This is a genomic window from Rhodobacter sp. TJ_12, assembly GCF_020023995.1.
Lineage (GTDB): Bacteria > Pseudomonadota > Alphaproteobacteria > Rhodobacterales > Rhodobacteraceae > Rhodobacter.
The window spans coordinates 211746-226567 of the sequence record NZ_NRRD01000004.1 but is presented as its reverse complement, the minus strand read 5'-3'; the positions used below and the strand labels follow the sequence as shown (position 1 = coordinate 226567).

Genomic DNA, 14822 nt, shown 5'->3' with positions numbered 1-14822 from the left:
GGTCGTCGCTGATGATCCGCAGATGCGGCACCTCCTCGGTGATCCAGTCCTCGGGCGGGTTCGGCCGTGCCTGACGTTTGCCAGTATCGGGGTCTTTGACGAAGTGCTGACGGTTCCACACGAGGCGACCGATATAGAGGTCGTTGTTGAGGATTCCGGTTCCGCGCTTCCAGTTCCCGGAAATCGTCGAGAACGACCAGCTGCCCTTGCCCTTACCGTCCGAGCGGGGCGGCGCGATGCCGTCTCGGTTCAGCCCAATTGCGATCGACCGCGCACTGCGCCCCCGATCATATTCCGTGAAAATCCTCTGAACGATTGCCTCCTCGGCCGGGTCGATGACCCGATCCCCGGTCGTATGCGTCCCGTCCGGAAGGGGCTAGCGGTCCAGGCGGTAGCCATAGCTGATCCCGCCCGCCGATTTACCCGCCTTAACGCGTCCCTCTAGGCCCCTATGCGCCTTTGGGGCGAGTTGGCGCAGGAACAGTGCCGACATCGTGCCGCCGAGCCCGATATGCATCTCGTTGATCTCACCCTCGGCTTTGGTGACAATAGCCACGCCGAGATACCGCATCCGTTTGTGCAGGCCCGCGATATGTTCTTGGTCTCGGCTCAGCCGGTCAAGCGCTTCGGCCTCCAGAACATCGAACCGGTCGGCCATTGCCGCCTGCGGCATCCCCGGAAATCCAGGGCGCAGATGCTGGTCTGGCCTTGTGCAAGGGCCGTGAGGCAACTAGGCGTAGCCCGTCGCCTCAGGGCCGCCAGTCGAGGAAATTGGCGATCAGTTGCAGCCCGGTGCGCTGAGATTTTTCCGGGTGGAACTGCGTGCCCACGATATTGTCGCGCCCGACGATTGCGGTGATGTCCCCGCCGTATTCGGCATGCGCCAGCCGCTGTGCCGGATCGGTCACGGTGAAATGGAAGGAATGGACGAAATAGGCGTGATCGCCCGTTTTCAGCCCCGCGAGCACCGGATGGGCGTGGTCGATCACCAGATCGTTCCAGCCCATATGTGGTACTTTCAGGCTGGGATCGGTGGGGGTGATCTTGACCACCTCGCCGCCAATCCAGTCAAAGCCCGGCGTCGGCGCAAATTCGAGCCCGCGCGTTGCCAGCATCTGCATGCCAATGCAAATGCCCAAGAACGGCACGGCGCGGCGGGTGACGGCCTCTTCGACCGCTTCGAACAGCCCCGTATGGCGAATGAGGGCCGCGCGGCAAGACGGAAAGGCGCCATCTCCGGGCAGCACCACCCGGTCGGCACGCGCCACCACATCGGGCTCGGAGGTGACGACCACAGTGCCGTGCCCCGCCTCGCGCGCCATGCGTTCAAAAGCTTTCTGCGCCGAATGCAGATTGCCGCTGTCGTAATCGACCAGAACCGTCAGGCTCATTTACAGCGCCCCCTTGGTGGAGGGCAGCACATCGCCCATGCGCGGATCGGGCTCAACCGCCATGCGCAACGCGCGAGCGACCGATTTGAAGGCGGCCTCTGCGATGTGGTGGCTGTTGATCCCGTGCACCCGGTCCACATGCAGCGTAATGCCGCCATGGGTGGACAGCGCTTGGAAGAATTCGCGCACCAGCTCGGTGTCAAAGGTGCCGATCTTTTGCGTTGGGAAATCGACGTTCCAAACCAGAAAGGGCCGCGCCGAAAGATCGAGCGCGGTGGCGATTTGAGAATCGTCCATCGCCAACACAAAGTGGCCATACCGGCGGATGCCGCGTTTGTCGCCCAAGGCGTGCGTCAGCGCTTGCCCCAGCGCGATTCCCACATCTTCGACGGTGTGGTGGTCATCGATATGCAAATCCCCCGTGGCGGCGATTGTCAGGTCGATCAGCGCATGGCGCGAAAGCTGGTCCAGCATATGATCGAAGAAGCCCACTCCGGTGCGGTTGTCATAGACGCCGGTGCCGTCCAGATTGACGGTGACCGAGATATCCGTCTCGGCGGTCTTGCGCGTGATCGTGGCTGTCCGCATCGGGCGCTCCTTTTGCTTTCAGCGCCTTATAGGGCTTTGCGCAGGGCTTGTTAAGCGGGAAGCTGAAAAGACAAAACCCTCCCCGAAGGGAGGGTTTTCGTCTGGAGCGGGCGATGAGATTCGAACTCACGACCCTTACCTTGGCAAGGTAATGCTCTACCCCTGAGCTACGCCCGCATCCTTGGCGATGACCCTTTCGGGTCTGGGTTCCGAATGGAGCGGGCGATGAGATTCGAACTCACGACCCTTACCTTGGCAAGGTAATGCTCTACCCCTGAGCTACGCCCGCGCTACCTTTCGGTGCAGGCGATTTAGGCAATCGCGCGCGGGGCTGCAAGTGGAAAATGCGCCGCAGGGCGAAAAACTCTTTGGAACCGGATGGCGGGGGGCTGCGTTGATTTGGCAGATGCGCGGATGAAGCCGCGCATGATGCAAACACCGAGAGGAGACCACCATGGAAACCAACGTGATCGAAGGCAAGTGGAAGGAACTCAAGGGCACCGTGCGCGCCAAATGGGGCGAGCTGACCGATGACGAGATCGATCAGGTCGCGGGCGAGCGTGAAAAGCTCGAAGGCATCGTGCAGCAGAAATATGGCAAGACCAAAGAGGAAGCGAAGCAGGAAGTCGACGCGTTCTTCGACTCGCTTTGATCCTGTAACGGGATTTAAAAGGAAGCGGGGGCCCGAAGGCCCCCGTTTTCGTTTTTACCAAGCTCTGGATGGCGGGGCAGGGGGCGCACTCTCGCGGCGCCCCCTTTTCGTCATTCCAGTTCGATCAGCAGGTCTTTCGCATCGATCTGCGCGCCGGGGCTGACATGCAGCGCCTTGATCGTGGCGGCGCGGTCGGCATGCAGGCCGGTTTCCATCTTCATCGCTTCGATCGTCAGCATCAGATCGCCCGGATGCACCTTTTGCCCCACAGTGACCGCGACCGAGGCGACCGAGCCGGGCATCGGCGCGCCGATATGGGCGGGGTTCGCCGGATCGGCTTTCGGTTTCGCTTGGGTCGTCGCCGTCACCGCCCGGTTGGGCACACGCACCGCGCGCGGCTGGCCGTTCAGTTCGAAGAAAACCTTCACCTCGCCCTTTTCATCGGTCTCGCTGGCGGTCTGATAGCGGATTTCCAGCGTTTTACCCGGATCGATCTCGGCCGAGATTTGCTGGCCGGCGCTCATCCCATAGAAGAAGACCGGCGTTGGCAGCGTGCGCACCGGGCCGTATTGGCGATGCCGCCCCATGTAATCCAAGAACACCTTGGGATACATCAGATAGCCCGCCAGATCCTCGTCATCGATCTTGAAACCGTTGAGTTCAGCCGAAAGCTTCGCGCGGGTTTCTTCCAGATCGACGGGGGGCAGGTGCTTGCCGGGCCGCTCGGTCGAGGGTTTCTCACCCTTAAGCACTTTGGCCACGATTGCTTCGGGCCAGCCGCCGGGCGGTTGACCCAGATTGCCCTTGAGCATGTCGATCACCGAATCCGGGAAGGCCATGTCTTTCGCCGGATCAAGCACATCCGCCATCGACAGGTTCTGCGCCACCATCATCAGCGCCATATCGCCCACAACCTTCGACGAGGGCGTGACCTTCACGATATCGCCAAAGATGCGGTTGGCATCGGCATAGGCCTGCGCCACCTCGTGCCAGCGTTCTTCAAGGCCGAGCGAGCGCGCCTGCGCCTTGAGGTTGGTGAACTGACCGCCGGGCATTTCATGCAGATAGACCTCAGAGGCCGGGGCTTCGAGCCCGCTTTCAAAGGCGGCATATTGGTGACGCACGGCCTCCCAATAATTCGACATGTGGCGGATCGCGTCGATATCGAGCCCGGTATCGCGCTCGCTGTGGTGCATCGCCTCGACAATCGAACCAAGGCAGGGCTGCGAGGTGCCCCCCGAAAACGCATCCATCGCCGCATCGACGGCATCCACGCCCGCATCGGCGGCGGCCAACACCGTCGCGCCCGCGATCCCCGAAGTGTCATGGGTGTGGAAATGGATCGGCAGGCCGACCTCTTCGCGCAGCGCGGTGATCAGCGCGCGCGCCGCCGCGGGCTTAAGCAGACCGGCCATGTCTTTCAGACCCAGCACATGGGCGCCTGCGGCTTCCAGTTCCTTGGCCATCCCGACGTAGTATTTCAGGTCATATTTCGCCCGGTCGGGGTTCAGAATGTCGCCGGTGTAGCAGATCGTGCCTTCGCAGACCTTGTTCGCCTCGATCACCGCATCCATCGCGACGCGCATGTTTTCGACCCAGTTCAGGCTGTCGAACACGCGGAACACATCCACGCCCGATTTCGCCGCCTGATGCACGAAGAACTGCACCACATTGTCGGGATAGTTCGTATACCCCACCCCGTTCGAGGCGCGCAAAAGCATCTGCGTCAGGATATTGGGCATGCGCGCGCGAATATCGCGCAGGCGTTGCCACGGGCATTCTTGCAAGAACCGATACGCCACGTCAAAGGTGGCCCCGCCCCAGCATTCGACCGAGAACAGCCCCGACAGGTTCGCCGCATAGGCGGGGGCGACGGCAATCATATCGGCCGAACGCATCCGCGTGGCCAACAAACTTTGGTGGCCGTCGCGCATCGTCGTATCGGTGATAAGCAGTTTTTTCTGCGCCCGCATCCAATCGGCGACTGCTTTCGGGCCTTGGGCTTCCAGCAGATCGCGGGTGCCGGGCACGACGGGGCCGCGCAATTCGGGGACCCGCGGGGCGCGCCCGTCGGCGGCGGGTTCGGGGCGGCCTGCCGTTTCCGGATGCCCGTTGACCGAGATATCGGCGATATAGGTCAGGATTTTCGTTGCTCGGTCGCGCCGCTTGCGGAATTGGAACAGCTCCGGCGTCGTGTCGATGAATTTCGTCGTATAGCTCATGTCGAGGAAGGTCTCGTGCTTGAGCAAGTTGATGACGAAATCGATGTTCGTGGATACCCCGCGAATCCGGAATTCGCGCAAAGCCCGGTCCATGCGGCGAATGGCTTGGTCGGGGGATTGCGCCCAAGCGGTGACCTTCACCAAAAGGCTGTCGTAATAGCGGGTAATCACGCCGCCCGCATAGGCCGTGCCGCCATCAAGGCGAATGCCCATCCCGGTGGCCGACCGGTAAGCCGTCAGCCGCCCGTAATCGGGGATGAAGTTGTTTTGCGGGTCTTCGGTGGTCACCCGGCATTGCAGCGCATGGCCCGAAAGCTGGATTTGCGCCTGATCGGTCACGCCCGTCGCCTCGGCCAGAGTCGCGCCTTCTGCGATGCGGATCTGGCTTTGCACGATGTCGATCCCTGTCACTTCCTCGGTGACGGTATGTTCGACCTGCACGCGCGGGTTCACCTCGATGAAGTAGAACTTGCCCGTCTCCATATCCATCAGGAATTCGACGGTGCCCGCGTTTTGATAGCCCACGGCAGCGCCGATTTTGAGCGCCAGTTCACAGACTTCGGCGCGCTCTGCGTCGCTCAGATAGGGGGCCGGGGCGCGTTCCACCACTTTTTGGTTGCGCCGCTGCACGGTGCAGTCGCGCTCGAACAGGTGATACAGATTGCCATGCGTGTCGCCCAGAAGCTGCACCTCAACGTGGCGCGCCCGGGTGATCATCTTTTCCAGATAGCCCTCGCCATTGCCAAAGGCGGCTTCGGCCTCGCGCCGGCCCTCGCGGACTTTTTCGACCAGCTCTTCCGGGTTCAGGATCGGGCGCATGCCGCGCCCACCGCCGCCCCAGCTCGCCTTGAGCATCAGCGGATAGCCAATTTCGGCGGCCTCTTTCTTGATCGCCTCGAAATCATCGCCCAGCACCTCGGTGGCCGGAATGACCGGCACGCCCGCCGCAATCGCCACTTTGCGCGCCGAGGCTTTGTCGCCGAGGGCGCGCATCGTTTCCGCCTTCGGGCCGATAAAGGTGATGCCCGCATTGGCGCAAGCTTCGACGAAATCGGGGTTTTCCGACAAAAGCCCATAGCCCGGGTGAATCGCATCCGCGCCCGATTCTTGCGCCACGCGGATGATTTCCTCGATGCTCAGATAGGCGCCGACGGGGCTCAGCCCCTCGCCGATGCGGTAAGCTTCATCGGCCTTGAACCGGTGTAGGCCCAGCTTGTCTTCCTCGGCATAGACGGCGACCGTCTTTTTGCCCAGTTCATTGGCGGCCCGCATGACACGGATGGCGATTTCGCCGCGGTTTGCGACAAGGATTTTCTTGAACATTTAGGTCTCCCCGAAAACCGGCACGTCCCACAGGCATGTGTGACGAATGGTTGACGGAAAACCTAGCGGCGCCGCAACGCGGCGCAAGGCCAAAACTGCAAAGTCGGGCAAATTTACTGTCCAATTCACCCGGGTTTGCAAAGTCCCCTTATTTCCAGCATTCGATCTGCACGGTGAAGCCGCCCGCCAGCGCCGACAGATCCTCCGGCGCCAGATGCGTCTGCATATCCGCCGCCACCGGGGCAAAGCCGTTTTCCGCCAAAACCGGCACCAGCGCTTGGGTTTGTACGGCCACCGTCATTTCAGCAGGCAACAAGCGTGTGGCGTCATCCGCGCGCGGCAAAACCACGCCCAAGACAGCGCCGGTCGCATCCAGCACCGGTGCGCCCACATCGCCCGCCAGCGTCGGCACGGCAAGGCGCGCGCGTTGGGCCTCTCCGGCAAGGCCCGTCAAATCCGACAGCGTGCCAAAGGTCAAAACCGGGGCGGACAGGGCTTCGGGATAGGAAAAGCCCGCCACCACGATCGGCGCGCCGCGCACGATGGTTTCGGTTTCAAAAGCCGCGACCGAGGCCGGGGCCAGCTTGTCTTCGGGTTTGAGCACGGCAACGCCCAGATCGGCATCGGTGAAGGCGACCGTCGCGGGCAGCCCCTCGATGGTGACCTTGCCGCATTGGCCCAGCCCCGCGGCGGCGGTCAGCACCGCGCCCTCGGCATCGATGAAAAAGCCCGATCGGGCAAATTCCGGGTGGCGCACATCCAGCCCGCCGATCAGATCGGCCCGGCCCACGCCCATCGGCTGGCCCAAGGTCGGGTCCAGCGCGGAATCGCCCACCGCGCGGAAGCTCGATTTCATCGCATCAAGCACGCGCAGCATCCGCGCGCCCTCATCGGCGGGGTAAACCAGCGTGAAGCCCTTCACCATGCCTTTGGATAGTTTCACCTCGGTGACGGAATGGATGCGCGCATCCTCGCCCACCAGCGAAAAGCCCGATTTGTTGCGTTCGCGCGGGCCGTTCGGCGGCACGATCTCTAGCGTTTGCATCGCATCGTAAAGGCCGAACAGCGTGTTTTGATCGCCCGGTTGCGAAATCAAGATCACCCGCACGCCAGAGCCGTTCTTGTCACGGTAATGCACGAAGGGCGGGTCGTAATGGTCGAATTCCACCAGCCCCAGCGGCAGGTCGATGGCAATGCCCGCCTTGACCTCATCGACCGGGGTGATGCCCAGGCTTTCGCGCTCGGCGGCGACGGTTTGCAACAACTGCGCCTGTTGCGCCGAGGACAGAACGCCCGTCGGGTCAAAGCCCTGCGTTTCCTGCCAGACCGAGATCGAACCACGCGTGCCCCGGCCAAAGGCGCCGTCGATGCCGCTGTCATAAAGCCCCAGCCATTGCAGCGCACGTTGAATCTCCATGCGCTCTTCGCGGCTAAGCGCGGCTTCCAACCGGCGCGACTCCGCCAGCGTTTCTACCGGTTCCGGGGCCGGTTCGGGCGTAGCCTGTGCCATCTGGGGCGCTGCGGTCGTGTCGGTCACGCGGGTGGTGTCGTCGGGGGAGATCACGATGATTTGTGCGGGCTCGCTGGGCGGCGTGGGTGTTGCATCGGCCGAACGATCAGGCGCAGAAAGACCGGGGGCGGCAAGGTTCGCGCCGACCGGCCAAAACTGGCTGCGGAAGGTGGCCGGGTCGGCCACATAGCTGTCACCGGGAATTTGGCGCGCGCGGCGCATGTCCAAAAGCGCGCTGCGGGCGGCCTCGGGGCTGTCATAGGGGCCAAGCTGCACCCCATACCAGCCACCAGTCAGGGCAAAGCCCGCGATGTTGGGGAAAGTCGCCGACAGCGTGCGCAGCCGTTCCTCGGCTTGTTCCAGCGTTGGTTGCGCCTCAATCTGCACCCAGGCCTGTTCGGCATGTGCCACTTGGGCCCACACCACCGCCGCCAGCCCAAATGCGCTTGCCATGAGCGCGGCCCGTTTTCCTGCCTGCATCTGTCCCCCGAAAATTCCACTGTGAAACATTTGCGGCAAATTAGCAGGATGCGCGCCCCCGTCACCCCCTAAATGCGTGCAGATTCGCGCTTTGCAGATGGCATGGGGCGGGGGGGCCCGTTGACCGCCCGCCGCCCCTTGCCTAAGAGGGGGCGTTCGATAGATTAGATCGGTGACAGACCATGGCAGCGCCCCGCTCGTTTCAGGAAATCATCCTGCGGCTCATGACCTATTGGGCCTCTAAAGGCTGCGCGGTCTTGCAGCCCTATGACATGGAAGTGGGGGCGGGCACGTTCCACCCCGCCACGACGCTGCGCAGCTTGGGCAATCGACCTTGGGCGGCGGCCTATGTGCAGCCCTCGCGCCGCCCGACCGACGGGCGCTACGGCGAAAACCCGAACCGCTTGCAGCACTACTATCAATACCAGGTGCTGATCAAACCGAGCCCGCCGGATTTGCAGGCGCTTTATCTTGGCTCGCTTGAAGCCATCGGGATCGACCTGAACCTGCACGACATCCGCTTTGTCGAAGACGATTGGGAAAGCCCGACGCTGGGCGCTTGGGGCTTGGGCTGGGAGGTTTGGTGCGATGGCATGGAAGTCAGCCAATTCACCTATTTCCAACAGGTCGGCGGGCATGATTGCCACCCCGTCTCGGGCGAGCTGACCTATGGCTTGGAACGGCTGGCAATGTATGTGCTGGGCATCGATCACGTGATGGACATGCCCTTCAACGATCCCGACAGCCCGATCCCGCTGAAATACGGCGATGTGTTCCGCCAAACCGAAGAAGAATATTCGCGCCATAATTTCGATGCGGCCACGACCGAGATGTTGCTGCGCCATTTTGAAGATGCCGAGGCCGAATGCGAAAAGATCCTGTCCTTGCCGCCCGAAGACCCCAACAGCGGCAAGCGTATCGTGATGGCGCATCCGGCCTATGACCAATGCATCAAGGCTAGCCACCTGTTTAACCTGCTTGATGCGCGCGGCGTGATTTCGGTCACGGAACGGCAAGCCTATATTGGCCGCGTGCGCGCGCTTGCCAAGAAATGCGCCGATGCCTTTGTGCAGACCGAGGCGGGCGGCTTCGTGGCGGAGGCTCAGGCGTGAAACCGCTGGCCGTGACTTTGGCGGCGCTGGGGCTTGCAAGTGGGGCGATGGCCTCTGTGCCCGCGCCGGTGGCGCTGACCTCGCTTATCACCGGGCGGCCCGAGCCGATCTTGTCAGAGGCGTGGCAGGCGGTGGGCGAAACCGGCGCGCCGGTCGATTTTCGCGCCTGTTTTCGCACGCCCTTGAGCCTTGGGCTCTTGACCGAAACTTTCACCGTCTATGACGCGGCCCATCCATTGGCCGCGCCGCCTGATTTCGGCTGCTATGATGCGGGCCGGATCGGTGCCGATCTTGAAACCGGGGAAGCGGTGGCTTTCCTCAGCGCGCGCGATATCGCCCCCGGGGTGGATCGTGTCGTCGCCGTCTATCCCGATGGCCGGGCCTTCGTCTGGCAACAACCAAGCGACCTTGCGGGGACCGAGTAAATGCCCGAGCTTCTGATTGAACTCTTTTCCGAGGAAATCCCCGCCCGCATGCAGGGCGCGGCCCGCGACAACCTCAAAAAGCTTGTGACTGACGGGCTGGTGGAGGCCGGGCTCACCTATGCCAGCGCGCAGGCCTTTTCAACGCCGCGGCGGTTGGTGCTGGTGCTCGATGGGCTGTCCTCTGAAAGCCCGACGCTGCGCGAAGAACGTAAAGGGCCGTCGGTCAGCGCGCCGGAAAAAGCGCTTGAGGGCTTTCTGCGCTCCACCGGGCTGACGCTCGACCAGTTGGAAAAACGCGCCGATAAAAAGGGCGAAGTCTGGTTTGCGGTGATGGAAAAGCCGGGCCGTCAAGCACCCGAAATCATTGCCGAAGTGCTGGAAAAGGTGATCCGCAATTTCCCTTGGCCGAAATCGATGCGCTGGGGCGCGGGCAGCCTGCGCTGGGTGCGCCCGCTGCATTCGATCCTGTGCCTTTTGTCCGATGAAGCGGGCAGCACCGTGGTGCCGCTGACCATCGATGGCATCACCGCAGGTGACACCACGGCGGGCCACCGGTTTATGGCCCCTGCATCCTTTGCCGTGACCGGGTTCGAGGATTACGCCGCGAAGCTGAAAGCCGCTAAAGTGGTGTTGGATCCGGCAGAACGCGCCGAGATGATCTGGCACGACGCGAGCCAATTGGCCTTTGCGCAGGGGCTGGAACTCGTGGAAGACAAAGGTCTTTTGAATGAGGTTGCGGGGCTGGTTGAATTCCCCGTCGCGCTGATGGGGGCGATTGCGGATGACTTCCTGCATCTGCCGCCCGAGGTGCTGCAAACCTCGATGAAGGAACACCAGAAATTCTTCTCGGTCAAAAATCCGAAAACGGGCCGGATCGAGGGGTTTGTGACCGTGGCGAACCGCGAAACGGCGGACCATGGCGAGACTATCTTGAAGGGCAACCTCAAAGTGCTGTCGGCGCGGCTGTCGGATGCGCGCTTCTTCTGGGAACATGACCTGCGGCTGGTGAAATCCGAGGGGCTGGAGGGCATGGGCGCGGGGCTCGCGAATGTGACCTTCCACAACAAGCTTGGCAGCCAAAAGGCCCGCATCGACCGGATCGAGGCTTTGGCGCGCGAGATTGCGCCCTTGGTCGGCGCGCAACCCGATTTGGCGGCAGAGGCCGCGCGGGTGGTGAAATCGGATCTGCGCTCGGCCATGGTGGGCGAATTCCCCGAACTTCAGGGCCTGATGGGCAGCTATTACGCGCGCGAAGCGGGGCTGCCGGATACCGTGGCGAACGCCTGCAAAGGCCATTACGCGCCGCTGGGCCCCAGCGACGCGGTGCCGTCTGAGCCCGTGACGGTTGCCGTGGCGCTGGCTGACAAAATCGACACGCTTACGGGCTTCTGGGCAATTGATGAAAAGCCCACCGGATCGAAAGACCCCTTCGCCCTGCGCCGCGCCGCGCTTGGGGTGATCCGTCTCATTTTGAGCAATGATCTGAGACTTCCTCTGTCAAAGAAACTCGCTTATGGCGTTTTGAAAAACTGCATTTGGATCGGCGTTCAAGCTGGAAAAACGGCCGTGGATGACGTTAAGTCTTTCGCGGAAAAATTCGATGCCGATCCGACAGCGTTGAACACGATGCTGGGACCAATAACGGCCGAAATTCCTGATGTTGAGCTGCGTCAGGATGGGCGCACGAATGTATCCGAAGACCTCATCTCCTTCTTCCACGACCGCCTCAAGGTGTTCCTCAAAGACGAAGGCATCCGCCACGACGTGATCGACGCCGTTCTCGCCATGCCCGGCTCGGATGATCTCACGCTCGTCGTCAAACGCGCCGAAGCGCTGAGCGCCTTCCTGAAAACCGAAGATGGCGGCAACCTGATCCAAGGTTTCAAACGCGCCAACAACATCCTGACCCAAGCCGAGGCGAAGGATGGGGTGGAATACAGCTACGGCGCCGATGTCAAATTTGCCGAGGCCGATGAAGAGAAAACCCTCTTCGCCGCGCTTGATGCAGCCGAAGCCGCGCTGGCGCCCGCGATGGCGGCAGAAGATTTCGCTACTGCGATGGCCGAAATGGCCAAGCTGCGCGCGCCGATCGATGCCTTCTTCACCGCCGTGCAGATCAATGCCGAAAACGCCATCGTTAGGCGCAATCGGCTTAATCTGCTCTCGCGCATCCGTCAGATTTGCCTCTCTGTGGCGGATCTGACGAAACTTGAAGGCTGAACGCCCTCGCAGCCCGCCGTTCCGGCGGGCTGTTACGTTCCGTTCATACTTGCGAAGCGCGCGCAGAAGCCTATCCTGAATGCGGGCCAAGGACTTGTCAGGATGCCAAAAAACGCCGAAGCCACCGAGTTCGTCGCGCTGACGCCTTCCGCAAAGGTGAAGACCGTGCGGCACGGGTGGCGCGCCAAATGCCTGCAACGGCTCATTCGGCTTGATATGCCGGTGCCCGAGACGCTGGCGCTGCCGGTGGAAACCGTGCGCGCGATTGCGGCGGGGGTGCTGCCCGATACGGCGGCGATCGTGGCGCATTTTGGCGAAGATTTTCTGGTTTCGGTGCGCTCCAGCCCGGAAAACCCCGAATGGGGTGGGCCGGGCACGGTGCTCAATGTGGGCATGAACGATGCGATGCATCGCAAGCTGGCCGACAGCCACGGGCATGAGGCGGCGGATGCGCTCTATCTGCGGTTCGTGCAAAGCTATGCGGTGCATGTCGCCCGGCTTGACCCCGATATGTTCGATGGCGCCCCGGGGCCGGGCGCGCTGCGCGCGGCGCTTTCGGCGTTTGAAACCGAGATGGAGGCCCCATTCCCGCAAGACCCCGCGCGCCAATTGGCCGAGGTGTTGCGGTCCATGGCGCGCGCGTGGGAGGGCACAACCGCACGGCTTCTGCGCGAAGCGAAGGGCGCGCCAAGCGATGCTGTTTTGGGGCTGTTGGTGCAGCGCATGGCGCTGGGCGTCGGGCCGGGGGTTTCTGGCTCGGGCACGATGCAATTCGTCGATAGTGTGACCGGCATGCCCCGGATCACGGGGCGGTTTCGGGGCCAAAGTCAGGGCCGTGCGGCGGCGCCCGATACGCTTTATCTGACCCACGATCCGCGCGGGCCGGCGCTTGAAGATCTTGCCCCCGCCGCCTTTGAAGAATTGCGCCATTACGGGGCGATCTGCCGGGCGCGGCTGCGCGAGGAAATGCAGATCGAATTCACCGTTGAAGGCGGGCGCGTGGCGGTGATTGATGCGGTGCGGGTTGCGCGATCATCCCGCGCGGCGGTGAAAATCGCCGTGGCCTTGGCCGAGGATGAGGTGATTTCGCGCGAAGATGCGCTGTTGCGGGTAGAGCCACGCGCGCTGTCGGAGCTGTTGCACTATCAGGTGGACCCGCGCGGCCCGCGGGATCGCTTTGCCATTGGCATCGCGGCAAGCCCTGGCGCGGCTGTTGGGCGGATCGTGTTTTCCGCCGCCGCCGCGCAGGCCAGCGCCGCGCGCGGCGAGCCTTGCGTTTTGGTGCGCCGTGAAACCGGGCCCGAGGATATTCGCGGCATGCATGCTGCGGTGGCGGTGCTGACCGAACGCGGCGGCATGACCAGCCATGCGGCGGTGATCGCGCGCGGGCTGGGGCTGCCCTGCATCGTTGGTTGTTCGGATGTGCAGATCAACTGGCGCGAGCGCAGCCTGCACGGCCCACGCGGGCGGGTGTTTCATGAAGGCGATCAGATCACCGTCGACGGCACCAATGGCGAGGTGTTGGCGGGCGTGGCAGACATGCTGGAACCGGCGCTGGATGACGGGTTCCGCACGCTGCTGCGCTGGGCGGAAACGGTTTGTGACATCGGCATTCGCGCCAATGCCGACACGCCCGATGATGCGCGCACCGCGCGGATGTTCGATGCCGATGGGATCGGGCTGTGCCGCACCGAGCATATGTTCTTTGACGAAGACCGCCTGACGGTGATGCGCGAGATGATCTTTGCCGATACGGCCAATGATCGCCGGGTCGCGCTGGAGCGGCTGTTGCCGATGCAGCGGGCCGATTTTATCGCGCTGTTTGACATCATGGCGGGGCAGCCGGTCTGTATTCGGCTGTTCGATCCGCCCTTGCATGAATTTCTGCCGCATGACCGCGAAGGTCTGCGCGACCTGGCCGAGGCTTTGGGGCGCCCGCTGTCCGAGGTCACCCGCCGGGTCGAGGCGCTTTCGGAATTCAACCCGATGTTGGGGATGCGCGGCGTGCGGCTTGGCCTGACCGTGCCCGAGATTTATGACATGCAGGCCCGCGCGATCTTTGAAGCGACGGTCGAGGCCAGCCGTCGCGGCGCGCCCGTCGTGCCCGAGGTGATGATCCCGCTGGTGTCCGCCGCGCGTGAGGTGGAGATCGTGAAAACCCGCGTCGATGCGGTGGCCGCCGCCGTGCGCACCGAGATGAAGGCCGATTTCGCCTATCGTCTGGGGGTGATGGTGGAAACGCCGCGCGCCGCATTGCGGGCGGGCGAAATCGCCGAACATGCGCATTTTCTGTCTTTCGGCACCAACGATTTGACGCAGATGACCTATGGTCTCTCGCGCGACGATGCGGGGCGGTTCATGTCGGCCTATGTCAATCAGCACGTCTATGCCGAAGATCCGTTCCATATTCTGGATGTCGAAGCGGTGGGCGAATTGCTGTTGATGGGCGCCTCGCGTGGCAAGGCGGCACGCGGCGATGTAACGATTTCAGTGTGCGGTGAACATGGCGGCAACCCCGAATCGATCGCCTTTTGTCGGGCGGCGGGGTTCGATTACGTTTCGTGCTCGCCGTTTCGGGTGCCCGTCGCACGGCTGGCGGCCGCCCATTTCGCCCTGCTGGCGCCACGCCAGCGGGTGTGAGGCGGAAAACCGCACAAAAAAAGGTTAACGCGACGAAGACTCTGGTAATCATGCCACGATACCTTTAGTCGCATGTTCGTGAGAGGTCGTGACACTCAGCGGCCGTTTGCGCGGATTTTCGCCACTTTTCGAGGCGAAAATGGGCCGCGCCATTTCGTTTTATGGACAAGTTGACGGGCTTAGGCTAAGCCCCCGGCGTCGCGGTGATGGCCGGGGCGAATGACCTTATCGAAAGAAGACCATGTCAGTGCTGAAAAGC

General features: G+C 62.7%; 11 protein-coding genes and 2 tRNA genes. 5 read left to right on the top strand and 8 right to left on the bottom strand.

Annotated features, from left to right (window positions below; genetic code table 11):
- The 6 genes from CKO11_RS05930 to CKO11_RS05905 form a co-directional block, all read right to left on the bottom strand.
- Positions 1–337: recombinase family protein (locus tag CKO11_RS05930; protein ID WP_317851796.1), on the bottom strand; the 337-nt coding region annotated here is incomplete at its 3' end.
- A 39-nt stretch (positions 338–376) separates the two neighbouring features.
- Positions 377–730, bottom strand: a complete 354-nt coding sequence (locus CKO11_RS05925) for a recombinase family protein (RefSeq protein WP_223634275.1) — start codon at positions 728–730, stop codon at positions 377–379.
- A gap of 19 nt (positions 731–749) precedes the next feature.
- Positions 750–1391, bottom strand: a complete 642-nt coding sequence (hisH, locus tag CKO11_RS05920; protein ID WP_223634272.1) for an imidazole glycerol phosphate synthase subunit HisH — start codon at positions 1389–1391, stop codon at positions 750–752.
- A complete protein-coding gene (gene hisB, locus CKO11_RS05915) occupies positions 1392–1979 on the bottom strand; it encodes an imidazoleglycerol-phosphate dehydratase HisB (RefSeq protein ID WP_223634270.1) in 588 nt (195 codons plus the stop codon).
- Between the two features lie 102 nt (positions 1980–2081).
- A tRNA-Gly gene (locus tag CKO11_RS05910) sits at positions 2082–2156 on the bottom strand.
- Positions 2157–2193: 37 nt separating this feature from the next.
- Positions 2194–2268, bottom strand: a tRNA-Gly gene (locus CKO11_RS05905).
- A gap of 165 nt (positions 2269–2433) precedes the next feature.
- On the opposite strand from CKO11_RS05905, the gene CKO11_RS05900 reads away from it, so the two are divergent.
- Positions 2434–2631, top strand: coding sequence for a CsbD family protein (locus CKO11_RS05900; RefSeq protein WP_223634267.1), 198 nt, complete (start codon positions 2434–2436; stop codon positions 2629–2631).
- A 110-nt stretch (positions 2632–2741) separates the two neighbouring features.
- Here CKO11_RS05900 and CKO11_RS05895 read toward each other — a convergent pair whose 3' ends face one another.
- A complete protein-coding gene (locus tag CKO11_RS05895) occupies positions 2742–6176 on the bottom strand; it encodes a pyruvate carboxylase (RefSeq protein ID WP_223634254.1) in 3435 nt (1144 codons plus the stop codon).
- Positions 6177–6324: 148 nt separating this feature from the next.
- Positions 6325–8139, bottom strand: a complete 1815-nt coding sequence (locus CKO11_RS05890; protein ID WP_223634251.1) for a trypsin-like peptidase domain-containing protein — start codon at positions 8137–8139, stop codon at positions 6325–6327.
- Positions 8140–8348: 209 nt separating this feature from the next.
- Between CKO11_RS05890 and CKO11_RS05885 the strand changes: the two genes are divergently transcribed.
- From CKO11_RS05885 to CKO11_RS05870, 4 genes are all read left to right on the top strand, one after another.
- On the top strand, positions 8349–9278 hold the full coding sequence (locus CKO11_RS05885; protein WP_223634248.1) for a glycine--tRNA ligase subunit alpha: 930 nt from the start codon (positions 8349–8351) through the stop codon (positions 9276–9278).
- Positions 9275–9703, top strand: a complete 429-nt coding sequence (locus CKO11_RS05880; protein WP_223634245.1) for a DUF6446 family protein — start codon at positions 9275–9277, stop codon at positions 9701–9703. The genes CKO11_RS05885 and CKO11_RS05880 overlap by 4 nt, the downstream gene beginning before the upstream one ends.
- Positions 9704–11923, top strand: coding sequence for a glycine--tRNA ligase subunit beta (gene glyS / locus CKO11_RS05875; protein ID WP_223634241.1), 2220 nt, complete (start codon positions 9704–9706; stop codon positions 11921–11923).
- Between the two features lie 102 nt (positions 11924–12025).
- Positions 12026–14563 (top strand): putative PEP-binding protein, encoded by a 2538-nt coding sequence (locus CKO11_RS05870; protein ID WP_223634232.1) that lies wholly within the window; start codon positions 12026–12028, stop codon positions 14561–14563.
- Positions 14564–14822: the final 259 nt, after the last annotated feature.